Origin of the sequence: Halanaerobium hydrogeniformans, assembly GCF_000166415.1 — a bacterium.
Classification (GTDB): domain Bacteria; phylum Bacillota; class Halanaerobiia; order Halanaerobiales; family Halanaerobiaceae; genus Halanaerobium; species Halanaerobium hydrogeniformans.
Genome location: NC_014654.1, coordinates 1,883,893 through 1,907,347 on the forward strand (window position 1 = coordinate 1,883,893; position 23,455 = coordinate 1,907,347).

The 23,455-nt window shown below is 30.7% G+C and carries 21 protein-coding genes and 1 other annotated feature; of the genes, 3 read left to right on the forward strand and 18 right to left on the reverse strand.

Going from position 1 to position 23,455, the window contains the following annotated elements:
* Both hemW and lepA read right to left on the reverse strand, forming a co-directional pair.
* Positions 1-1,155 (reverse strand): radical SAM family heme chaperone HemW, encoded by a 1,155-nt coding sequence (gene hemW / locus HALSA_RS08600; RefSeq protein ID WP_013406187.1) that lies wholly within the window; start codon positions 1,153-1,155, stop codon positions 1-3.
* Positions 1,148-2,935 (reverse strand): translation elongation factor 4, encoded by a 1,788-nt coding sequence (lepA, locus tag HALSA_RS08605; RefSeq protein ID WP_013406188.1) that lies wholly within the window; start codon positions 2,933-2,935, stop codon positions 1,148-1,150. The genes hemW and lepA overlap by 8 nt, the downstream gene beginning before the upstream one ends.
* Before the next feature lie 186 nt (positions 2,936-3,121).
* On the opposite strand from lepA, the gene rpsT reads away from it, so the two are divergent.
* Positions 3,122-3,382, forward strand: coding sequence for a 30S ribosomal protein S20 (rpsT, locus tag HALSA_RS08610; protein ID WP_013406189.1), 261 nt, complete (start codon positions 3,122-3,124; stop codon positions 3,380-3,382).
* Positions 3,383-3,447: 65 nt separating this feature from the next.
* On the opposite strand, the gene holA is transcribed toward rpsT, so the two are convergent.
* The 6 genes from holA to HALSA_RS08640 all read right to left on the reverse strand — a co-directional run bounded on the left by holA (position 3,448) and on the right by HALSA_RS08640 (position 9,833).
* Positions 3,448-4,455, reverse strand: a complete 1,008-nt coding sequence (gene holA / locus HALSA_RS08615) for a DNA polymerase III subunit delta (RefSeq protein ID WP_013406190.1) — start codon at positions 4,453-4,455, stop codon at positions 3,448-3,450.
* Positions 4,456-4,553: 98 nt separating this feature from the next.
* A complete protein-coding gene (locus HALSA_RS08620) occupies positions 4,554-6,887 on the reverse strand; it encodes a DNA internalization-related competence protein ComEC/Rec2 (RefSeq protein ID WP_013406191.1) in 2,334 nt (777 codons plus the stop codon).
* Positions 6,884-7,519: a helix-hairpin-helix domain-containing protein gene (locus HALSA_RS08625; RefSeq protein ID WP_013406192.1), complete on the reverse strand. Its 636-nt coding sequence runs from the start codon at positions 7,517-7,519 to the stop codon at positions 6,884-6,886. The genes HALSA_RS08620 and HALSA_RS08625 overlap by 4 nt, the downstream gene beginning before the upstream one ends.
* A 122-nt stretch (positions 7,520-7,641) precedes the next feature.
* Positions 7,642-8,253, reverse strand: a complete 612-nt coding sequence (udk, locus tag HALSA_RS08630) for a uridine kinase (RefSeq protein ID WP_013406193.1) — start codon at positions 8,251-8,253, stop codon at positions 7,642-7,644.
* Positions 8,254-8,266: 13 nt separating this feature from the next.
* Positions 8,267-8,533: a putative Se/S carrier protein gene (locus tag HALSA_RS08635; protein WP_160143065.1), complete on the reverse strand. Its 267-nt coding sequence runs from the start codon at positions 8,531-8,533 to the stop codon at positions 8,267-8,269.
* 100 nt (positions 8,534-8,633) lie between these two features.
* Positions 8,634-9,833: a patatin-like phospholipase family protein gene (locus HALSA_RS08640; RefSeq protein WP_013406195.1), complete on the reverse strand. Its 1,200-nt coding sequence runs from the start codon at positions 9,831-9,833 to the stop codon at positions 8,634-8,636.
* A gap of 414 nt (positions 9,834-10,247) precedes the next feature.
* On the opposite strand from HALSA_RS08640, the gene HALSA_RS08645 reads away from it, so the two are divergent.
* Together HALSA_RS08645 and hpt are read left to right on the forward strand one after the other, a co-directional pair.
* On the forward strand, positions 10,248-11,204 hold the full coding sequence (locus HALSA_RS08645; protein WP_013406196.1) for a cytidylate kinase family protein: 957 nt from the start codon (positions 10,248-10,250) through the stop codon (positions 11,202-11,204).
* Positions 11,205-11,207: 3 nt separating this feature from the next.
* The gene (gene hpt / locus HALSA_RS08650) at positions 11,208-11,738 is read left to right on the forward strand and encodes a hypoxanthine phosphoribosyltransferase (RefSeq protein WP_013406197.1); all 531 of its coding nucleotides are present in this window, start codon (positions 11,208-11,210) and stop codon (positions 11,736-11,738) included.
* Here hpt and HALSA_RS08655 read toward each other — a convergent pair.
* From HALSA_RS08655 to nadD, 10 genes are all read right to left on the reverse strand, one after another.
* Positions 11,735-14,131, reverse strand: coding sequence for a heavy metal translocating P-type ATPase (locus HALSA_RS08655; protein WP_013406198.1), 2,397 nt, complete (start codon positions 14,129-14,131; stop codon positions 11,735-11,737). The two genes, hpt and HALSA_RS08655, sit on opposite strands and share 4 nt — an antisense overlap.
* Positions 14,132-14,327: 196 nt before the next feature.
* Positions 14,328-14,834, reverse strand: coding sequence for a GNAT family N-acetyltransferase (locus HALSA_RS08660; RefSeq protein WP_420795038.1), 507 nt, complete (start codon positions 14,832-14,834; stop codon positions 14,328-14,330).
* A 2-nt stretch (positions 14,835-14,836) separates the two neighbouring features.
* The gene (gene argF / locus HALSA_RS08665) at positions 14,837-15,826 is read right to left on the reverse strand and encodes an ornithine carbamoyltransferase (protein WP_013406200.1); all 990 of its coding nucleotides are present in this window, start codon (positions 15,824-15,826) and stop codon (positions 14,837-14,839) included.
* Positions 15,827-15,906: 80 nt separating this feature from the next.
* Positions 15,907-16,120, reverse strand: a binding site (T-box leader).
* An 80-nt stretch (positions 16,121-16,200) separates the two neighbouring features.
* Positions 16,201-17,562 carry an MATE family efflux transporter gene (locus tag HALSA_RS08670; RefSeq protein WP_013406201.1) on the reverse strand — a complete coding sequence of 454 codons (1,362 nt, stop codon included), beginning with the start codon at positions 17,560-17,562 and terminating at the stop codon, positions 16,201-16,203.
* Between the two features lie 89 nt (positions 17,563-17,651).
* On the reverse strand, positions 17,652-18,110 hold the full coding sequence (locus HALSA_RS08675) for a SoxR reducing system RseC family protein (protein ID WP_013406202.1): 459 nt from the start codon (positions 18,108-18,110) through the stop codon (positions 17,652-17,654).
* Positions 18,111-18,125: 15 nt separating this feature from the next.
* Positions 18,126-20,621 carry a leucine--tRNA ligase gene (gene leuS, locus HALSA_RS08680; RefSeq protein ID WP_013406203.1) on the reverse strand — a complete coding sequence of 832 codons (2,496 nt, stop codon included), beginning with the start codon at positions 20,619-20,621 and terminating at the stop codon, positions 18,126-18,128.
* Positions 20,622-20,650: 29 nt separating this feature from the next.
* Complete coding sequence (rsfS, locus tag HALSA_RS08685; protein ID WP_013406204.1) at positions 20,651-21,007, reverse strand: ribosome silencing factor; 357 nt, start codon at positions 21,005-21,007, stop codon at positions 20,651-20,653.
* A gap of 15 nt (positions 21,008-21,022) precedes the next feature.
* Entirely contained in the window at positions 21,023-22,180 is a 1,158-nt protein-coding gene (locus HALSA_RS08690) for an LCP family protein (protein ID WP_013406205.1), read from the reverse strand.
* Positions 22,180-22,770, reverse strand: a complete 591-nt coding sequence (gene yqeK / locus HALSA_RS08695; protein ID WP_013406206.1) for a bis(5'-nucleosyl)-tetraphosphatase (symmetrical) YqeK — start codon at positions 22,768-22,770, stop codon at positions 22,180-22,182. The genes HALSA_RS08690 and yqeK overlap by 1 nt, the downstream gene beginning before the upstream one ends.
* A 4-nt stretch (positions 22,771-22,774) precedes the next feature.
* On the reverse strand, positions 22,775-23,377 hold the full coding sequence (gene nadD, locus HALSA_RS08700) for a nicotinate-nucleotide adenylyltransferase (protein WP_013406207.1): 603 nt from the start codon (positions 23,375-23,377) through the stop codon (positions 22,775-22,777).
* Between the last annotated feature and the right edge of the window lie 78 nt (positions 23,378-23,455).

Below are 23,455 nucleotides of genomic sequence, written 5' to 3' on the forward strand. Positions count from 1 at the left end.
TTATTTCAAAAAAGCTAGAAAAACCTCATTTGCCAGTAGTTTACCTTTTGCTGTCAAATATATACGTTGATTACTTTCTTCTAATAAAGATTTTCTTTTTAAATTATCTACTGAATCTCTGAAAATACTATTAAAATCTTTTTTGAATTTTAAATTAAAACGATGTAAACTTACACCCGCTTGAGTTCTTAGTGCTAAAAAGCAGTATTCAGCCATCATATCTTCTTTACTTAATATGTTGATTTCTTTTTCTATTTCTAGATGATCTGAAAAAGATTTTAAATATTTATTTAGATCAGCATTATTTTTATATCTGATACGGCCATTAAAACCAGCAGCCCCTGGCCCTAGACCAATATATCTTTTATAGTTCCAGTACAGATAATTATGCTGAGCTCTATAACCACTTTTAGCAAAATTAGATATTTCATAATTATTATAATCGGCCTTGAGCAAAAATTGCTGTGCTAGATTATACATTTCTGCATCAATTTTATCAGCAGGTAATTTAAACTCACCTTTATTTAATTTATCATAAAATGGTGTTTGCTCATGAATTTCAAGGTTATACAAAGAAATATGAGGTGGGTTAAAAGATGTTAAAACTTCTAGATCTTTTTTAAAATCTTTTACACTTTGTCCAGGAAGAGCAAAGATCAAATCTATGCTATAATTATCAAAGTATTTTTTGAGTAATTTAATTGCATTAATATTTTTCTTACGAGTACTATTTCTTCCCAAAAAATTTAAATACTTATTATTAAATGACTGTACTCCTAAACTGATTCTATTTATTCCGGATCTTTTATATAATATTATTTTTTCTTCATTTAAAGAGAAAGGATTAGCTTCAATGGTTATTTCAGCTGTTGGCGGCAGGTTAAAAGAATTTCTTATTTTATTAAGTAATATAAAAATTTTTTCACCACAAATTAAAGATGGAGTTCCTCCACCAATATAAATTGAACGCAGTAATTTATTGTCTACAGATTTAATTATATCATCTAATTCTTTAAAAAGGGCGGCCCAATAAAGGTCCACCCTCTTTTTATTATATTCAACTGAATAGAAATCACAGTATGGACATTTAGAATGACAAAAAGGTATATGAATATAAAGAGCTGATGGCTCTGAAAATCTAATTTCTTTATTCATCTTCATGCCTTTCTAGAACAGTCATAAATGCTTCCTGGGGAATTTCTACACTACCAACCTGTTTCATTCTCTTTTTACCTTCTTTTTGTTTTTCAAGCAGCTTTCTTTTCCGACTTACATCTCCACCATAACACTTCTGTAAAACATTTTTTCTAACAGCCGGAATATTAACTCTAGCAATAATCTTGCCACCAACTGCTGCCTGAATAGGTACTTTAAACATATGCCGCGGAATAACTTCTTTTAATTTTCTGGTTAATGCATTTCCACGCTGATAAGAATTTTCTTCATGAACTATGGTAGATAAGGCATCAACAACTTCTTCGTTAACTAAAATGTCAAGTTTAACAAGCTTTGATTCTTTATAGCCTTCTAATTCATAGTCAAGTGTAGCATAGCCTCTTGTCCTCGATTTTAGCTGATTAAAAAAGTCTGTAATAATTTCACTTAAAGGCATTTCATATTTTAAATTAACCCTATCCTGATTTATATACTGCATATCTTTAAATTCACCGCGGTTTTCCTGGCATAATTCCATTGCCTGGCCAACATATTCTTCAGGTAGATGAATCTCAGCAGTAACAAAAGGTTCTTTTATTTTTTCAGTCTCAGAAGGGTCAGGGAATAAGGCTGGATTTTCTATCTCTAATTCTTCCCCGTTTTTCTTAATTATTTTATATTCAACACTTGGAGCTGTAATTACTAAATCAAGATCATACTCTCTTTCCAGTCTTTCCTGGATTACTTCCATATGAAGCAGGCCTAAAAATCCACAGCGAAAACCAAAACCAAGTGCTTCCGAAGTTTCAGCTTCAAAAGTAAATGAAGCATCATTTAATTGTAGTTTTTCTAAAGCCTCTTTTAATACTTCATAATCAGCATTATCTGTTGGATACAAGCCACTAAAAACCATTGGTTTGACTTTTTTATACCCGGGTAGTGCTTTCGTTGCAGGTCGATCTTTTTTAGTTATTGTATCACCAACTCTACAATTGCGAACATCTTTAATTCCTGCAATAATATAACCAACTTCTCCTGAACTTAACTCATCCTTTTCTTTCATGTCAGGAGCAAAAAAACCTACTTCATCAACCTGGTAGCTTTTATTATTGGACATTAATAGGATTTTATCATTTTTTTTGACAGAACCTTCCATTATTCTAACATAAGCGATAACTCCCTGATAAGAATCATAAAAGGAATCAAAAACTAAAGCCCTAAGTGGTTCATCATTTCCTGCAAAAGGAGCAGGAACTCTCTCAATAACAGCCTCTAAAATTTTATCGATATTAGTGCCATCCTTTGCACTAGCCAAAATTGCTTCATCTGGATCAATCCCTATATCCATCAGCTGTTCTTTTACCATATCTGGATTAGCTGCTGGTAAATCAATTTTATTGATGACAGGAATAATCTCTAAATCATGTTCTAAAGCTAAATATATATTTGCCATTGTCTGAGCTTCTACACCCTGGGCAGCATCGATAACTAAAAGAGCCCCCTCACAAGCGGCAAGACTTCTGGAAACTTCATAAGAAAAATCTACATGTCCAGGTGTGTCAATTAAATTGAGTTCATAACCTTTATAATCAATAGTAACAGCCTGAGCTTTAATAGTTATTCCTCTTTCTCTTTCTAAATCCATTTTATCTAATACTTGTGCCTGCATGTTTCGATCTGTAATTGTATTTGTAAACTCCAGCATACGATCAGCAAGGGTAGATTTCCCGTGATCAATATGAGCAATTATGCAAAAGTTTCTAATCATATCAGTCTGCAAATAGCTTCCTCCTCCAAAATTTAATACTGTTGTAATTATAACACCACCATATTTTATAATCAAGCATCTCAAGTGTAAAAAAGGCTTTTTAACCCTTGCATTTTATAAATTTACATGTTAAAATTGTAATGTTGCAAATTAAGTCTAAAATTATAAATATCCATTATCAAGAGGGGGTGAAGTTAGATGCCTATTATTAAGTCTGCGAAAAAGAGAGTAAAAGTTACAGAAAAGAAGACCGCTCAAAACCGTGAGTGGAAAGATAAACTTAAAACAGCTATTAAAGATTTTAAAAATGTAGTTGAAGCAGGGAACAAAGAAAAAGCAGAAGAACAGTTAAAAGAGACTATTAAGGTCATCGATAAGGCTGTATCACGCAATATAATTCATAAAAATAATGCAGCCCGCAAAAAATCCCGCCTCACAAAAATGTATAATAACATGTAAATAAAAAAGATAGCTATCTTTTTAATTTTTAAAACTCATCCAATTTGGATGGGTTTTTTTATTATTTAATAATTTATCGCTTTAATAATTATCATTTCTAAAGCAGTATTTTGTTCTGGATAATAACCTGTTAAAAAATGATAATTTGCAGTTAAAATTTCTTCCAAAATTCTTTCTAATTCTAGTTGAGTAAAATTTCTGCTTCTCTGCAGAGCTTTTTTAACTGGATAAGGATGTTTGTTTATCTTTTTAGCAATTTCTTTATTGTTTTTTGTAAATTGACTGTAATATTTAACCTGCATCAATAATTCGATTTGATTTGCTAACATAGTTAATAAATACAGGGGATATACACCTTTATTTAACATTTCTTTAAGACTTATAAGTGCTTTATCTGTTTTCTTTTCTCCAATCAAATCTAAAAACGCAAAAATTTCTTCATCTTCTATAAATCTTTCTCTGCTGATTAAATCTTTTATATCATAATATGAGATTTTTTCCTTATCGGGAAATCGAGTAATTATCTTTTCAATCTCAGTTGCAAGAATTTCTAATTTGTTGCTAAACATATTTTCTAAAACCTTAATTGATCTTTTATCAATTTTTTTATTGTGTTCCCTAAAACGTCTAACAATCCATTTGTCTAAATTCCCATATTTGGGGGCTTTAAACTCAAAATAACTACCTTTTTTCTTTATGGTTAAATATAATTTTTTTCTCTTATCTAATGAATTGGAGCTCAAAAATAAAAGGCAGGTGGTTTTGTCTAAATTTTCAATAATAGAAATAAGCTTTTGTTGTGCTTTTTTATCAAAAGAGTCCTCAGCTTCTAATTGAGAGATCACAAATCTTTTTTTGCTTCCCAGAGGTGGAGTCTGAACTGCATTGCTTAGTTTTTTAAAATAATCCTCTCCAGGCTGAACAATTGATAAATTAAAATCTCTGATATTTTCTTCAACAAACTTATCAATAAATTTATCTTTAAATTCATCTCTAAGATAATTATCTGCTGAATAAATATAATATAGATTTTTTAATTTATTCTCATTTTCTATAAAGTCTTTAACTTCCATACTATATCCTCCAAAAAAATATTTTAATTTCTTCTCTTATTTCATATCTTATCATAGATCGTTAAAATACCGCAAACAATCTTCTGTGAAATCAGAAACTAGTCTAAAAAAGAATTAACTTTTAAATTAATCCCATCAGTTTTTACTGCTACTGCACCATCTTTATCAGTTCTAAAATATTTAATTTTTCTTTTCTCTAAATTTTTTATAACTTTTTCTGCAGGATGATTAAAATTATTTCTCCCAACTGGAATAACAGCATAATCTGGTGCAATAGAATCTAAAAAGAATTTGCTGCTAGATGTATCACTGCCATGATGACCAACTTTTAAGACATCAATTTTACCCAGCTGGTGTTCTCTAACGATCCTTTTTTCACCACAACTGTATAAGTCACCTGTAAAAATAAAACTGTGTTTACCATATTCTAATAAAAAAACGAGAGAATTTTTGTTTTCATCTTCAAATACTGTATTTTTGGGAGGATTCAAAAAATTAATTCTGCAGCCTGAAACATTAAAAGAATTATTCTCTGAAAGATAAAATAAATTACTATTTTTATTATTATTAGTATAATTAATAATATAATTTTTAAATTGGTCTCTTTCTGCCGGCTGAGCTATAAATATATTTCTAACATTTTTATTTTCTAATAAAGTAGGTATCCCTCCAGTATGATCTGCATGAAAATGACTTATTACAAGATAGTCTATGCTGGAAACTCCTTTGTAATTTAAAAATGGTAAAATGCTATATTCGATATTTCTTCCTTGAGGTCCAGGGGGACCTGTATCTACAAGCATGTTTTGCCCATCTGGAAACTGAATATATATCCCATCTCCTTGACCTACAGAAATAAAATGGAGTTCTAAAAGTCCTGAGTTAAAAGTAGAGAATATTAAGAGAAAAATAATTAAAAAAGTTACAGGAAAGATTTTTCTAGCCCAATTAAATTTTTTGTTGTTCAGCTCAATAATTCTTGTTTTAAATACATAAGGCAAAGTAAACATTATTATATAATATAAAAAGACCAAAGCAAGATTTGGGCGAGATATTGTGAGCATTCTACCCTGGATTTGAGTCATTAACTCTAAAGTTTTAAAAAATATATTTAGAATCATTTCTAGAGGTGGCCCAAAGAAATAAATAAGTGGAGGTAAAACAGTACTTAAAACCAGGATAAATAAAATCAGTGGAAGTAAAAAACTAATAATTGGAATTGCCCAAAGGTTTGTTATTAAAGCTATATAAGCATACTGACCAAAATAATAAGCTGTTAAAGGTATTGCGGCCAATTGGGCAGCAATAGATACGGCAAATATTTTATTTAAAAATTCTGAAATTAAAGGGGTTAAATAATATAATGTTAAAACAAGGGAATAAGAAAGTTGCAAACCTACTGTAAATAACAAATATGGATTTATAAGCAGATTAATTAGAAGGCTAAAAGCAATGATATTTAAGAAATCAGCTTTACGATTAAATATTTCTGCCCACAAATATAATAAAGCAAATATTGATGCCCGTAATATTGAAGCTCTTACTCCAACCAATATAATATATATAATATTAAATAAAGTTATGACACAAAGAGCAGTTTTTCTTTCTTCAAAAATATTAAAAGCAAAATAGCTAAAAACCATGATAATTATTGCGATATGCAAACCAGAAATGGCAAGTAAATGACTGGCTCCTGCCTCCTGTAATTGTTTTTCTTTGTGATAAGAAATTGCAGATCTTTCTCCTAATAAAATTGCTTTGATAAAACCTGCATTTTCATTACTAACTAAACTATCAATGGTCGAAAGTATATTATATTTGCTTTTGATGAGATAATTTTTATAAGAAAATTTTCTGTGATGATAGTTTATATTTTTAATCGACCAGCTTTGAAGATATATTCCATTCTGTTTTAAATGGCTCCGATAACAAAAACCACCAGGATTTTTTTGCTCTTCTGGAAGTGAGACTTTAATATCAGCAGAAATAACAATATTATTTTCATAATAATCGAAGTTCTGTTTTGCTGTAATAATCTTTCCATATTTAACTTTTTCTCCGTTAATATAATCAGCTTTAATATAAAGATTATTTCCTTCTAAATCTGCTGGGTCTATTATAATCCGTCCTTTAATATTTACATAATCATCATCAAGAAAATTTACAATAGAATAAGAACTATGATATTTATATTCTTGATAAGAATATAATGAGCTGCCAAACAGTAAAAATACTAATGATAAAACAATAATTAGCTTTCTTTTGGAAAAGTCATATTCATAAATAAAATAATATAATATAGAAATTAGTTGAATAAATATCAACATTTTTAAAGCAAAATAAAATTTTATTTCAATTAAAATTCGCGCCAAAATAATTCCAGTAAGCATTGCAAAAGCTATACATATAAAAGGTTTTCTATTAATATTCATCTCAAACTAATCTCATCTCTAATATTATCTAAAGTTTTTTCTCCTATTCCACTTATATTTATTAAGTCTTCTTTTGTTTGAAAATGACCATTTTCTTCTCGATAGCTAATTATAGCTCTCGCTTTTGCTTCCCCAATACCACTTAAGTTTACCAACTCATTAGCATCTGCTCTATTAATATTAATTAAAGAATTGTTATTATTTTCTGAAAAAAATTCTAAATTATCAGGTTCAGTTAAATTTTGTTCTACGGCATGATTATTAATACCTCTTTCTCTAGCATTTTTATTTGGAATTATAATTTTTTGGCCATCAACAAGCGATACTGCAAGATTAATTAATTCTAAATCAGCTTTATCAGTTAATCCACCTGCGATTTTGAGCAGATCAACCAGACGAGCACCATCTTCAAGTTGGTAAACACCTGGATTATTAACTTCTCCAGTCAGATGAACAATTATAGTGAAATTATTTTCAACTACATTAAGATTTTGGTCAATCTCTATAACTTTTTCTGTGTTTTGATTGAAATCCATATTATAATTTTCCTGGCTATTGAAAAAATAAGAAAACAACGAGAAAAAAACAAGAATAACAAGAACAAAATATTTCTTATTTAGTTTTTCAAACATTTTTAACACCCCCTATTTATTATTTATGGATAAATAATAAAATTCCTGTAAAAATATTACAAAATATCCAAAAAAATTAACCGACTTTAGAGCCGGTTATTTGAAATACACATATTATTAAATTAAGTTCGCAAATGGTCTTTTATTTTTTTAATGATCAAATCATTTGCAATATCATTTAAACCTCCATGGGGAATTATAATATCTGAATAATATTTGCTTGGTTCAACATATTTTTGGTGCATCGGTTTTACAGTGCTTAAATACTGTTTTTTTACAGATTCAAAGCTTCTATCTCTTTGTTTAATATCTCTAGTAATTCTTCGCAAAAGTCTTATATCAGCATCTGTATCTACATAAATTTTTAAATCAAATAACTTTCTTAAAGTTTCATAATGAAAAATCAAAATACCCTCAACTATTATTATTGGTGCTGGTTTAACCTTCTTTTTTTCTTCTAGCCGTTCGTTTTTTTTATAAGAATAAACAGGTCTATTAATAGCCTCTCCATTTTTTAATTTTTTTAGGTGTTTAACTAAAAGTTCTGTTTCAAATGAACCCGGATGATCAAAATTTATTTTATCATCTTCCACTTTAAAATAAGAACTATCATAATAATAATAATCATGTTTTAAAATAACTGCATTATCTGCAAAAGAGTCCTTTAATATTCTGGCAAGTGTAGTTTTGCCAGAAGCAGTTCCACCTGCAATGCCAATTAAAAATGTCTTCATTTTTTTGCCCCTTTTATATTTTATAAAATTCTATGTCATTATCTTTTAATTCTACCCTATACATTTCTTTATAAATAATATTATATTTAATAATAATATCGAGTACTTCTTTTAAATTTTTTTCTATTTTGATAGTTCTTCCGCAATCTGCCTCAATAACATCTGGTAGTGGAATTATTTTATATTCAATTTCATTTTCTTTTAAAATTTTTTCTGCTTTTATAGAATCTTCTTTTGACTGAAAAATTATTACATAATAACTATTATTATTTTTTCGCAATTTATTTAAACTCCTTTTCCCCTCTGTTATTTTGATTCCTGAATTCAAATATTTAATTCCTTATATAATTTAATAAGCTTTATCTTACTTTGTTTAAAAATTATTTCAAAAATATTTTTTCAGCAATATCTAATAATAGATCTTCTTTAAGTTGTTTGGGTAGAAATTTGCTGGTTTTAATAAATGCAGGAAGTTTTTTTCTTAAAGATTCATCTTTTTTATGATAGTTTTTCTTAACTAAATTTAAAAGTTTTTCAAAATGATATATTTCAAATCTATTAATTTTATTATTTTCTGCTAACTTTTCTAAGAGAACAATCATTATTTTGGAATAATCCGCTTGATAATCTAACTCTAGCAGATTAACTAGTTTGGGTATGAAATTTTCAAAAAAAGAACGTTGATGAGGTTCCTCTGGAAAAGAAAACTGTCTTAACAATTCTTTTTTTTCTTCTTTATTAATTTCCAAAAGATAATTAATAAAATAATTTTCCTGTTCAGGTCCTGTTATATAATATTTTTTACCAAGTAAATTTTTAAAATATTTTATTGTATCATAATAACCCATTTGAATATTTCGCCTGGCATTTTCCTGATCAAAATTCAACATTCTCCCTAAATCTTCAGATGGATTAATATATATTATTTCTGTATCTTCATCTTCTTTTTTTTCAATATCTCCCAGGCCATATGTTCTAATAGCAATTAGTTTTTTATAGCCTTTATCTAAAAGTGTTTTTATAGGCAAATTATTGTAAAAACCTCCATCTATTAAAATCTTTCCATCTATTCTTTCCAATTTAAAAGCAGGAAGATAGGAACTTGCAAGAATATAATCTATAACTTTACCCTCAGGAATATCTTCTAAAAATAATTCAAGTGGTTTAAAATCACTTAAAGAAAGTGTTACAATTGCAAAATCAATATCTGAACTTCTTAATAATCGCTCATCAATATTTTCTTTTAAAATAGATTTTAAATAAGAGCTGTCAAGCCCTTTATTTTGCAGTAACTCTTTTGCCTTAGCTATAAAATAAGAGATATTATCCTGGTTAATAGTAAGGTTAAGTAATTGAGACAGATATTTATCTTCTATATCTAAGACCTGTGAGGTAGAAACATTATACCAATAATCATAGGCCTCATCAAGTTTGCCCTGGACATACATTGCTCCATTCATCGCACCGATCGATGTCCCTGCAACAGCAGAAATTTTAATATCTAGTTCTTCAATTGCCTTTAAAGCACCAATGTGATAAGCACCTTTTGCACCACCACCCTCAAGCACTAAACCATACATTTTTTTAACCTCCTCAGTTTAAACAAATTATATTATAGATCTTTTTGTAAAAAAATCAATTTATCTAAAACTGCCAAGAAAGCTCCATCCGACGCGAAGCTAGTATCTCTTTTGATGCAAATCTTGGTTTTGATTTAGGTGGAGAGGTTCACAGTCTTGATTCAATATTCTTTAAATGATTCTAGTTATATTAATATTTCTTTAGAAATACATATTTCCCTTTAAAAAGTATAATTTAAACAAAAAAATCTATTTACACAACTTATTGTACACTACTCTGTTATTAATTTGAAACTGCTCAAATTATTGATTATTTTTATTTTGTATTCAAATAACTGATGATATGATATAATAAAAATAAATAAAGCTTGATATTGCTGGCTACTCCAAAAAATATAATTTTAAAGAGGGAAGGTGAAGAGCTTGCAAATTATAACAATTTCTCGCCAAACAGCAAGTGGAGGTAATGAAATTGCTGAACAACTTGCCAAAAGATTAGGTTTTAAATTAATTAATCGTGATTATGTTTTAGAAAAATGGCTTCCAGATGTAGCTGATGACCATCAATTACACATGTTAAAACAGAGTCGCAAATTTTACAACCGTAGGATTGAGCAAAAATATGGACTAGAAAAAGATCTTACTTTCGCTGGTTTTATTGAAAATAGATTGAGAGATTTAGCTAAAGAAAAAAATCTACTCATTGTAGGCTTGGGAGCTCAAGTTATATTCAAAAATCATTCTAGAGCAATTCATATTAAAATAGTTGCTTCCGATGAATATAGAGTTAATAAAATTTCAAAAAAATATGGTCTTAAAAAGGAGCAGGCTGAAAGAACTATTGAACTTAGTGACCGCAAAAAACGCCGCTATGTTTGGCAGGTTCATGAAGTAGACTGGTCTGACCCAACATTATACCACTTAAGTATTAATAGTGCTGGTATCAATCTTGAGCAGGCCTTAAGTATATTAAGCAACTTAGCAGATTTTAAAAAAGAAAGCCCAGAAGCTCTTAATGATAAAAATAATGAAGAAGAACAGAAAAAAGAGCATAATTTTGCTCATCCCAGTGAAAAAGAATTTGCTAAAATACTCGATATGCATCATATAAAATGGGAATATGAACCAACTGAATTTCCTCTTGAATGGGATGCTGAAGGAAATATAAGCATGGGATTTCGACCAGATTTTTATCTAACCGAATATGACACATATATTGAATTAACGACTATGAAAAGAAAATATGTAACTGAAAAAAATAAAAAAGTTAAACTACTTAAAGAAACTTATCCCCACATAAATGTAAAAATTGTTTACAAAAAAGATTTTCACACTTTAGTTGAAAAATTTAACTTTAATAAAGGAGAATAAAAAATGGAGACAGACAAAAATTTAGGCAAAATAATAATTAGTGAAAAAGAAATCTCAGAAAAAGTAGAAGAATTGGCTACTCAAATTAATAAGGATTATAAGGACAAAGAAATTATAATTGTAAGCATTCTCAAAAGTTCTCTCTATTTTATGACAGATTTGACCCAAATGCTTGAAATTCCTTTAAAATTAGATTTTCTAGAAATCAGTCATTACAGTGATGAAGATGATTCTGGAATAATCAGGGTTACAAGAGATTTAGAATTCAGTATTGCAAATAAGGAAGTCCTTATAATAGAAAACATTATAAGGACCGGGCTTACACAAAGTTATTTACTTAGAAATTTAAAATCCAGAAATCCAAAAAGTTTAAATATTTGTACTTTCCTCAATAATACAGAGAAAAAATTAGTAGAATTACCTGTTCATTATAGTGGTTTTGAAGTTAAAGATGAATATTTAGTCGGGTACGGTTTAGATTATAAAGAAAAATATAGAAATTTACCCTATATTGCAGAATATAATTTTAATTAACTTAAACTAATATCCTTATTTTTCAATCTACTTGAATTTAGAATAACGCTGATTGAACTTACTGTCATAGCTGCTGCTGCAATAATAGGATTTAATAAACCTAAAGCTGCAATTGGAATTGCTATAGTGTTATATATAAAAGCCCAGAATAAATTTTGCTTGATTGTAGAAAATGTATATCGGCTTAATTTTAAGCCTGAAACTACAGAACTTAACTCACCGCTTACTAATGTAAGATCTGAAGACTCGATGGCGATATCTGTACCAGTTCCAATTGCAATTCCAACATTTGCCTGTTTTAATGCAGGTGCATCATTTATTCCATCACCTACCATAGCCACTATCTCTCCTTGAGACTGCAATTTTTTGACCTCATTTGACTTTTGTTCAGGTAATACTTCAGAAATAATTATTTCTATTCCAACCTGATCTGCAATAGCTCTAGCGGTTCTTGCATTATCACCAGTTATCATAATAGTTTTTAGACCCATATCTTTAAAAGCTTTAATTGCTTTTACAGAATCACTTTTTATAGTATCAGCTACAGCAATAATCCCTACAGCTTTCCCATCATAAGCAACTATCATTGCAGTTTTTGCTTCTTCTTCTAATTCAATAATTTGATCTTTTAATTTTTTGATATCAATTTCATTTAACTCCATTAATTTTTGATTCCCAACTAAAATCACTTTGTCATTTAACACTGCTTTAATACCTCGACCTACTACTGCATTAAATTCTTCAGTTTCGTTAAGCTGTATTTTTTTTTCTTTTGCCTTTTTGACAATGGCATCAGCAAGTGGATGCTCTGAAGATTTTTCGGCACTTCCAGCAAGCTTTAGCACCTCTTTTTCATCAAAATCACCAACAGTTATAATATCTGTTACTTCAGCTTCCCCCTTGGTTATTGTACCAGTTTTATCAAGGACTACAGCTGTAATATCTTTCATTGTTTGTACTGCCTCTCCATCTCTAATCAATACTCCATTTTCTGCTCCTTTGCCTGTACCAACCATCAAAGCAGTAGGAGTTGCTAATCCAAGTGCACATGGACAAGCAATAACTAAAACAGCTATACTGGCAAAAACAGCAGTAGTAATTTCTTGAGTACCCCCGATAATAATCCAGGCCAAAAAAGTTAATATTGATAAAATAATTACTGTAGGTACAAAATATGAAGTTACTTTATCAGCAAAAGCTTGAATAGGAACTTTTGAGCCCTGAGCTTCCTCAACCATTTTAATTACTTGAGATAGAAAAGTATCTTCACCGATTTTAGTTGCTTTTACTTTAAGAACACCCTGTTTATTAATAGTACTACCAATGACTTCATCACCTTCAAGCTTTTTAACTGGCATAGATTCGCCTGTAGCCATTGATTCATCAACAGAACTTTTACCTCCGATCACTTCACCATCAGTCGGGATCTTCTCACCGGGTTTAACAAGCATAATATCTCCAATTCCAACTTCTTCTACTGGAATCATTTTTTCTTGATCACCAGTTATTACTCTTGCAGTATCAGCTCCAAGCTCCATCAGTTTCTTTATTGCCTGTGAGGCTCTTCCTTTAGCTTTACTTTCTAAATATTTACCTAACAAATGAAATGCCATAATACCAGCAGCTAAACCAAAGAATCTATCAAGATCAAAGAAAAAGGATGAAACACCATATGCATAAGCAGATAAAGTACCAAGAGTTATCAAAACATCCATATTGGCACCACCATGCTTAATCGAATTAAATGCACCTTTATGGGTCTTATATCCCAGTATAAACACTACTGGAAAGGCAAGAGCAGCCTCAATTAAAGCCTGGAAAAAAGGTGGTACTGGCAAACTGAACCCCAAAAGTGAGCCGAACATTAAGATAAAAACTGGAATAGTTAAAGCAAAAGCATATATCAATTTTTTTTGAGCCATCTTCATTTCTTGATTTTCATGTTCAACCTTATCTTCGGCGTCAGAAATATCATCGCTTTCCACATCATAACCTGCCTCTTTTACTGCTTTAATAATATCTTTTTTTTCTGTTAAATCACCAAAATATTCAACATGTCCTTTTTCAGTCGCAAAGTTTATATTAACTTCTATAACTCCATCAATTTTCTTAATACTTTTTTCAATTGCCTGAGCACAAGCTGTACAAGACATCCCCTTAATAGATAGGTCAAGCTTTTGTTTTTTAACTCCATAACCACTATTAACTACAATTTTTTCAAGTTCAAAAATAGAAATTTTATCTTCATTAAATTTTACGGTAGCTTTTTCAGTATTAATATTTACATTTGCCTCAGTAATACCTTCAGTATTTTTTAAAGATTTTTCAACACTCTGAGCACAGGCAGCACAACTCATACCTGTAACTGCAAAAGTTATTTTTTTATCAGACATTGCTATAATACCTCCTGTTTTTCTCATAAATTATATACCCCTATTGGGTATCTTTACTATAGTATAACACTCAACTTTAATTATGTCAAAAAAATTCTATCCCAAGTCATAACTCAGAATAGAATTAATTTTAAACAACTATTGATAAATTTAACGAATAGTAATTTCCCCAATATTTAAATTTATTAATCATGTATTATAGCTTTTTTACCCACAGACCTCTTTCATAACCTTTTTTATGATCAGTCGCAACACAATTAAAACCGAGCCCTTGATAAAAATTAATAAGTTTTTTATTCTCTAATGAAGAATAGAGCTGTACAAATTGAGCATTCTTTTCATTTAATTTTTCAAGAGCCTTTTTAAATAATTTACTGCCTAAACCATGGTTTTGATAATCTGGAGCAACAGCAAATCTTTTCAATAAATATCTATGCTCTACAACTTCTTCTAAACGTAGTGAAGCAATTATCTTATCATTATCAAGCATTATTAAAACAATATTTTTCTCAATATCTTCAGATATATCTTCAAGGCTCTCTTTAAGAGCAGAATTAACAACTTTTTGGTTTTTGTTTTTTGTTTTTCCGTAATCAGCAAAAGCTTTTTTCATAAGCTCATTTATTCCCTCAGCATCTTTTTGGGATGCAAGTCTACATGTATACTCTATTTTAGAACTAAACTCAACTAACAAATTAATCACCCCTAAATTGTTGCTGTCATAACAGCTTTTATTGTATGCATTCGATTTTCTGCCTGGTCAAAAACTTTAGAATATTTACTTTCAAATACTTCATCACTAACTTCCATTTCTGTAATCCCAAATTCATCTAATATCTTCTGTCCATTTTCAGTCTCACTGTTATGATAAGCTGGTAAACAATGCAAAAGTATAACTTCATTGTTTCCAGTATTGTTGATCATATCCATATTAACTTGATAATCTTTTAAAAGTTCAATCCGTTCTGCAAACTTTTGCTCTTCTCCCATAGACACCCAGACATCAGTATATATAACATCGGCATTTTTTACTCCCTCAACCGGATCAGCTGTCAGTTCAATTTTAGAACCCGACTTTTCAGCTAGAGCCTCACATTCCGCAAGCAAATCTTTTTCAGGCCATAATTTCTCAGGAGCTACAACAGTATAATTAATTCCCATTATGGCAGAACCGACCATTAAAGAATTAGCCATATTATTTCTTCCATCACCGGTATAGACAAGATTTATCCCTTTTAGTTTAGAAAAGTTTTCTTTGATAGTTAAAAAATCTGCTAAAATTTGTGTAGGATGAAAAAGATCTGTTAAACCATTCCAGACTGGAACTCCTGCATGCTCTCCTAAAATTTCTACGGTTTGATGCGAATATCCTCTGAACTCTATCCCATCAAACATTCTGCCTAAAACTCTAGCAGTGTCAGCAACAGTTTCTTTTTTTCCTAATTGTATATCATTCTTACCCAGATATTCAGTACTTCCACCTTCATCTTTAGCTGCAACAGCAAATGCACAACGAGTTCTAGTAGATGGTTTCTCAAAAATCAAAGCAATATTTTTCCCGGTCAATAAATCACCTTTAATACCTGTCCTTTTTTTTGATTTAAGTTCTGCTGATAAAGTTAATAAATAATCAATTTCTTTTTGTGAATAATCTTTCAGCTTTAAAAAATTTCTCCCTTTTAGATTAAAAGCCATAATTATCTCCTCCTTAAATTCTCACGGCTAAAAACTCTGCAAATTTTGCAATAAAACTAAAAAACCCCGCTCTCCTATTTATAAGAGACGAGGAATTACCCGTGTTACCACTCTAGTTGTCAGCATAAACTTAAGAACTGACCACTCAAAATTTAACGCCATTTAGCGTCTCTTCCTACTTATTTCAGAAGAGATCCTCCAGGTGCGTTTCAAAATGAATTTTAGACCGAACTCACAGCTACTTCGGCTTGCTTTACTAAAAATACAAATTTACTTTCCTTTCCCAGGATATAATATATTATTTTTTATAATTATATATATTTTTTTAAAAAATTGCAAGTTTATTAAAAAAGTAAAAATATTCTGACAATAATCTAAACCTCGATATTTTTCCATTTTCCTTTTTTAAATCGGATTAAAACATAGCTACCCCTAACAGACCAATCAACAACCATAGCAAGCCATCCACCTGCAAGACCAAGTCCAAATCTATGTACTAATAAATAACCTAAAAATAGTCTAAAAACCCAACTAGACAAAGCTGTACTATAAAAAACAGCTTTTGTATCTCCAGCTCCTCTTAAAGCACCTGCAAAAATAAAATGAGTTCCCATTTGCAGCTGAGAAAAAGCTATTATTCTCAAATTTAATGCACCCATAGCAATAATATCTGGGTTATCAGTGTAAAGTTTAATCAAAAATTCGGGGAATATTAAAAATATTAAAGCCATAAAACCCATAATTAACGAACCAATTTTCCAGGCTTCATAACTGCCTTTTTCTGCACCAGAAAAATTATTTGCTCCAATATTCTGACCCACAATTGTTGTTGCAGCCACTGCAATTCCAAAGCCAGGCATATAAGAAATAGATTCTGCATTTATTGCTATTTGATGTGCAGCATAGGCAGTAGTCCCTAAAGCTGCAATAATACGAACAAATAACAATTGAGCCATTCGCCTGACTGATTCTTCCAATGCAGTAGGTACCCCGACCCTAAGAATCCTTTTAATCAATGTTAATTTGATTTTAAAGAAATTTTTAAAATTCATTTTTAAAACACTATAATTTGAAAAAGACAGGGCTAATAAAACAATCCCTCCAAAAGAACGTGATATAGTTGTTGCTAAAGCAGCTCCATTCACACCTAGTTCTGGAAACCCAAAATTCCCAAATATTAAAAGATAGTTCAAAATTATATTGAGAAGATTTACAACGATATTTACCTTCATTGGAATTTTGGTTTCTCCAGCACCTCTAAGAGCAGCAGTTACTATAAATGCGAGCACCATAAATACAAACCCAGGAGTCATTATTCTAAGATATGAACTTCCAAGTTCTATAACTTCTGCGTCCCCTCCCATAAAAGCTAATAAATATGGGGCGGAAAAATAAAATAAAATTGCAGCAACAATACTAAATAGAATTGACATAAGTATCGACTGCTGTAAAACTAAAGCTGCATCTTTATTATTATCTGAACCAATGAATCTGGAAACCAAAGCAGTTGTTCCAACACTTAATGCAGAAGCAAAAGCAGCCGTAAAGAAAACAGGCTGCATAGTTAAACCAATTGCTGTTACAGCTGCTGCTCCTAAACGGCCAACCATCATCATATCAACTATGTGGGTGATAGTAGCTAAAAACTGTTCTGCAATTACAGGCCAGGCCAGCTTTAATATCACTTTTTTTGTAGAACTAGCTTCAGTTATAATTGCTTTGTTTTCTTTCCCCACCTATTGACCCTCCCGGGGCAAGCCCACAAGAATTCGTGTCCCGTAAGAAATACGGCTCACTCGTTAGCTTATCTTTTTAATTAAGAACCTTAATTTTCACAAAAAACTTCAGCATTATTTACTACCCTAATGATTTCTGGATGAAAATAACTTTTTGCCCCTGCCTTTTTATCAAAATACTTCAAAAAAGCAAAAGATAATAAAAAACCTACTACTGAACCTATAATACCAGCTATTTCATCTGCCAGAGCAAAAACTGCCAATAAATAGCTACCAGCAAAATAACCAGCTATTATAGCTACTAATGGAAATAAATATACCAAAAAAGCTGAAAACAATACAGGTTTTGCTCCCATCTCAAGTTCTACCATACTGCCAACTTCAGCATCTATAGGATCATTAACCAAAACATCCATTTCATCCACTTCATGGCTCTGATCAGCTCCAAGCATACATTTTTCATCACATTTATTGCAGGCAGAGCTCCTTACAATTCTAACTAAACTCTGTCCATTTTTTTTATCAATAACTTGAGCCATTTCTTTCATGATTTTCACCTCAATTTATTTAATTACAAGGTTAACTAATTTTGAAGGCACATAAATAGTTTTTACTAATTCATTACCTTCTAAATATGATTTAACTTTTTCTTCTTTCATAACCTTTTCTTTTACCTCTGATTCTGATATATCAGCATCTACATTTATTTTTTCTCTTACTTTACCATTTATTTGTATTACTATTGTAATTTCATCTTTTTCAAGTGCTGCTTCATTATACTCAGGCCAACTACCTTTATGAATACTTTCTTCATAACCAATTTTTTCCCACAATTCCTCACTTAAAAATGGAGCAAAGGGTGCTAATAATAAAAGTGTGTTTTCAGCAGCTGCTCTTAATAGAGAACTATTTATCTCTGCATTATCACGATCATTTAAATATGAATATACTTCGTTAGTTAATTCCATTATCGCACTAATTGCAGTATTAAAGTTGAGTCTTTCACCAATATCTTCACTTACTTTTTTGATGCTACTGTGCATAATCCTATATAATTTTTTAGCTTCTTTATCAAGTTCATCAGCTATAACTTCGCCTTCACCACTTCTTATTATTTCAATATTTTCTGTAATATATCTCCAGACACGATTTAAAAAGCGATTAGCACCTTCCACACCTTTATTGCTCCATTCAAGATCTTTTTCAGGAGGAGAAGCAAAAAGAATGAAAAGTCGAGCTGTGTCTGCACCATATTCTTCTAATATATCTTTGGGATCAACTACATTACCCTTAGATTTAGACATCTTAGCTCCATCTTTCAACACCATACCCTGAGCTAGCCAGTTTGTAAATGGCTCAACAGCTTCTGCCATCCCCATATCGTGAACTACTTTAGTAAAAAATCTCGAATATAAAAGATGTAAAATAGCATGTTCTATTCCACCAATATATTGATCAACCGGAAACCATTTATCTGCTTTTGCTTTAGAAAATGCTTTATGCTCATTATTAGCATCAGTGTAGCGGAGAAAATACCAGGAAGAGTCAACAAATGTATCCATGGTATCTGTTTCTCTTTTCGCAGCCCCACCACATTGAGGGCAAGTGGTATTAACAAATTCATCTACTTTTTTTAATGGTGATTCTCCACTGGGAGAAAACTCAACATCATGTGGTAATTCTACAGGCAAATCTTCTTCTGGAACAGCTACCGCACCACAATCATCACAATAAACTATTGGGATAGGTGCACCCCAATAACGCTGTCTGGATATTAACCAGTCACGTAATCTATAATTTGTTTCTAATTTAGCAAAACCTGCTTTTGAAAAATCTTCTGCCATTTTATTAAATGCCTCATCTACACTTAAACCATTATATTTATCAGAATTAATTAAATAGCCATCATCAGCATAGGCTTCTTCCATTTCAGATCCTTTAAACTTCTCTTCTTCATCTTCAGGCTGAATAACTGCTTTAATAGGAATATCATATTTTTTAGCAAAATCAAAATCGCGCTGATCATGAGCAGGTACAGCCATAATTGCCCCTGTTCCATAACTCATCAAAACATAATTTGCTATATAGATTGGTATTTCTTTTTCATTTACCGGATTTATTGCATATGCTCCAGTGAATATTCCCAGTTTTTCAGTTTCAGCTGAAGTTCTTTCTTCTTCTTTTTGCTTTTTAACTTTAGCTATAAAATCTTTTATCTCTTGCTCTTTGTCTGTCCCCTCAGTTAAATCACTAACCAGTGGATGTTCGGGAGCAAGCACCATGTAAGTTGCACCATAAAGAGTGTCTGGTCTGGTTGTAAACACTTCTAAATGTTCGTTTAAATCTTTTAGAGGGAAGTTTATTCTTGTTCCTTCACTACGGCCGATCCAATTTTTCTGCATTGTTTTTACTTTTTCTGGCCAGTTATCAAGCTCTTTAAAATCATCTAAAAGCCTATCTGCATAATCTGTTATTTTTAAAAACCACTGTTCAAGCTCTCTTGGTTCAACTTCAGTACCACATCTTTCACAACCTTCATTAACAACCTGTTCATTTGCTAATACGGTTTCACAACTTGGACACCAGTTAACTGTTGATTCTTTTCTATATGCTAAATCCCTTTCAAACATTTTAGCAAAAAACCACTGTGTCCATTTGTAGTAGTCTTTTGAAGCTGTAGTTACTTCTCTGTCCCAGTCATAACTTAAACCCATTGCTTTCATTTGTTCTTTCATATGGGCAATATTTTGCCAGGTCCATTCTTTTGGATGAATGTTTCCATGTTTTATTGCAGCATTTTCTGCCGGCAAACCAAAAGCATCCCAACCCATCGGATGAAGAACATTATAGCCTTCCATCCTTTTATATCTTGCCACTACATCACCAATAGAATATACTCTTACATGTCCCATATGTAAATTGCCTGATGGATAAGGAAACATTTCTAAAACATAATAGTTTTCCTTATCTGGATCTGTTCCAGTTTTATCTAAATTTGATTTTTCCCATCTGCTTAACCATTTTTCTTCTACTTTATGAAACGGATAATAATCCTGCAAAGATATTCACTCCTTTTTTATATGATTACTTACTTTTCTTCTCTTAATATTTTTTCAGCATCTGCCCAAAGTCTTTCTAAATCATAATATTCTCTTTCCCTTTTTTGAAAAATATGGATTATAACGTCTGAATAATCCATTAGCACCCAGTGAGCATCATCAAGACCCGCAATTTTTTTGGGCTCAATACCTTTTTTGGATAGTTCTTCATCAATTGCTCTAGCAACAGCTTTAACCTGCTTATCAGAATTAGCACTGCAAATCACAAAATAATCTGCAATAACAGTTAATCCCTCAACATTCAAAATATCAATATCTTCTGCTTTTTTATCATCTGCTGCCTGAGCAGCGATTACTGCAATATCTTTTATAGTTATTTCTGACATTTAATAATTCCTCCTCTAATGGGGTAGTTCATAGTCATGACCTAAAATAATCTCTAAATTTTTAGCTCCTGAGTCCTCTTCTGAAAACTTTTTTTCAGCATTAAGAAGTTCAGCTACTTTTTTTGCTGTACTTTCATCATCTTCATTAAAATATATAATTAATGAATTTTCATAATTAAAATGGTCAGCATTACCTATACGATCAATTTGAAAACCGTATTTTCTTAATAAACTAGCAGTATTTGAAGCTATACCATAACCTCCCTGACCATTTAGAATTTTCAGCTTATAATTACTATTATTGATATAAGATTTATTTCTAACCAGGTTTTCAATCATCACCTGACTTTTCTCCATATCAGCTAACCAATAACTGATTCCAGCAATATAACGTGCTTCTCCTGGTAAGGTTCTAATCTCAATATTATTTAAATCCATATCTTTTGCTGTTGACAAAAATGGACTAATATCTCTTATAGGTATGTCGGTATCTATCGATCTATTAATTTCTCTAAAAATACCCGGTAAACTAGTTACTGTTGAAGGAGAAACAACTTTTTCAATTACTGCATCAATAAATTTTTGCTGTCTTTCTATTCTGCCGATATCGCCACTTTGATCACGATAACGGACATATTTCAAAGCTTCTTCACCACTTAAATGCTGTTTGCCCTGACTTATATTAATATACAGGTCACCAGCTCTATCTACATAATTTAAATCTTTTTCAACATCAATTTCAATCCCGCCAAGCCTATCAATTATATTCTCAAAACCTTTAAAATCAGATGCTAAATAATAATCAATATTTATATCCAATAATTCTTCTACTGTTTCTTTTGTTAAATCTATACCACCTCTGGCAAAAGAGGTGTTAAGTTTGGTAAAATTTTTGCCTTCTATGTTAATATATGTATCCCTTGGCAAAAATATTACCCCTGCTTCATTAGTGTCTACATCAATGCTTATCAAAATAATTGTATCTGCCCTTGAAGCACCACCATTAATATCAGAATCATAACCTACAGCTAAAATATTAACTTTATTGTCTTCAAAAGGGCCATCTGTAATTTGACTTAGTTCATCATTCCAGATATAAGCAACAGAGATACCAATTATAAGCATAAATATGATTAAAGATATATATTTCCAGTCTGTCAATTTTTCTAACATTAATTATCACTTCTCTTTAACAAGAATTTATTTCGCAATTCATTAGTGTATGGATGAACAGGGTTGTCAAGTTCTAGCTGATATAAAATACTGTAATGAGATATTAAATAAATACCTCTATCTAAGTCAGCTTTAATTACCTTTCGGATTTTATCTAAACCTTTAAATTTGCGATCTTCTTCAACAAAATCAGCAGCATAAATAATTTGAGCAATTATACCCATGTTCGGATGACCTAAAGTATGATACCTTATAGCCTCAAGAATTTCATAATTTTTTATATTAAACTCAATTTTTGCAAATTCTGCTCCCGCTGGGGCATGCAAAACTGCTGAAATAGACCATTCCAGCTTGTTAATTTCCCATTTTGTATCTTTAAGCAAATCCTCAATTTCATCTTTACTAAATGATTTAGCTATATCATGTAAATAAGCTGCAGTTTTTACCTTGTCTAAATCAGCTCCATGAATTTCTGCTAATTCTACCGCAGCTTTAACAACTTTTTGAGTATGATTAAATCGTTCTGAATTTAAATAATTCTTCATCTCAGCAAGTTCGATATTTTCCTCAAAAAAATTTATATTATCCATCATATCACCTGTACAAATCTTTACGATAAATATAGTCAACAACATTGTCGTGACTTAAATATTTAATCGAATTATTTTCTTTAACTTGATTTCTTATAAAAGATGAAGAAAGATCTATGCTTATGCCCTGATAAAGCCTGATATTATCTAAATATGCCTGGTATTTACTCTTTTGTAAAATTTTATTAAGTTCATAACCGGGCCGTTTGAAAACAATAAATTTACCCCTTGATAATAAGTAATCAGGTTTATGCCAGTCAAAAATATCTGCCAGAGAATCAGCTCCAATAATAAAAAAAACTTTCTCGGCATTAATATTGGGAACAAATTCTTTTAAAGTTCTAGCAGTATATGAATAACCTTCTGACTTAATTTCCCAATCGGAAACCTCAAAAAAAGGATTATCCGCGACTGCAAGTTCAACCATTTTAAGTCTATCTTTATCAGAACTAACACATTGTTCTCTTTTATGAGGAGGTCTACCAGCAGGCATAAAAATAATTTTATCAAGCTCAAAATAATTTTTGATCTGTTCAGACAAAATTAAATGCCCTAAATGGGGAGGATCAAAAGTTCCTCCAAAGATTGCTACTTTATTATTTGACATACTTTCCACCTCTAATTTTATACATCTTTAATTATAAATTATTTCCTTTCAGCTTGCAAGCTAAATGGGTCAAACAGT

Coding starts and splice junctions, on each gene's coding strand:
- hpt (WP_013406197.1), top strand. CDS start 11,208: ATGGAGACAGACAAAAATTTAGGCAAAATAATAATTAGTGAAAAAGAA.
- hemW (WP_013406187.1), bottom strand. CDS start 1,155: ATGAATAAAGAAATTAGATTTTCAGAGCCATCAGCTCTTTATATTCAT.
- udk (WP_013406193.1), bottom strand. CDS start 8,253: ATGAAGACATTTTTAATTGGCATTGCAGGTGGAACTGCTTCTGGCAAA.
- rpsT (WP_013406189.1), top strand. CDS start 3,122: ATGCCTATTATTAAGTCTGCGAAAAAGAGAGTAAAAGTTACAGAAAAG.
- HALSA_RS08675 (WP_013406202.1), bottom strand. CDS start 18,110: ATGAAAGAAATGGCTCAAGTTATTGATAAAAAAAATGGACAGAGTTTA.
- yqeK (WP_013406206.1), bottom strand. CDS start 22,770: ATGGATAATATAAATTTTTTTGAGGAAAATATCGAACTTGCTGAGATG.
- HALSA_RS08640 (WP_013406195.1), bottom strand. CDS start 9,833: ATGTATGGTTTAGTGCTTGAGGGTGGTGGTGCAAAAGGTGCTTATCAC.
- HALSA_RS08625 (WP_013406192.1), bottom strand. CDS start 7,519: ATGTTTGAAAAACTAAATAAGAAATATTTTGTTCTTGTTATTCTTGTT.
- HALSA_RS08690 (WP_013406205.1), bottom strand. CDS start 22,180: ATGTTAGAAAAATTGACAGACTGGAAATATATATCTTTAATCATATTT.
- rsfS (WP_013406204.1), bottom strand. CDS start 21,007: ATGTCAGAAATAACTATAAAAGATATTGCAGTAATCGCTGCTCAGGCA.
- nadD (WP_013406207.1), bottom strand. CDS start 23,377: ATGTCAAATAATAAAGTAGCAATCTTTGGAGGAACTTTTGATCCTCCC.
- argF (WP_013406200.1), bottom strand. CDS start 15,826: ATGGCTTTTAATCTAAAAGGGAGAAATTTTTTAAAGCTGAAAGATTAT.
- HALSA_RS08655 (WP_013406198.1), bottom strand. CDS start 14,131: ATGTCTGATAAAAAAATAACTTTTGCAGTTACAGGTATGAGTTGTGCT.
- holA (WP_013406190.1), bottom strand. CDS start 4,455: ATGGAAGTTAAAGACTTTATAGAAAATGAGAATAAATTAAAAAATCTA.
- HALSA_RS08620 (WP_013406191.1), bottom strand. CDS start 6,887: ATGAATATTAATAGAAAACCTTTTATATGTATAGCTTTTGCAATGCTT.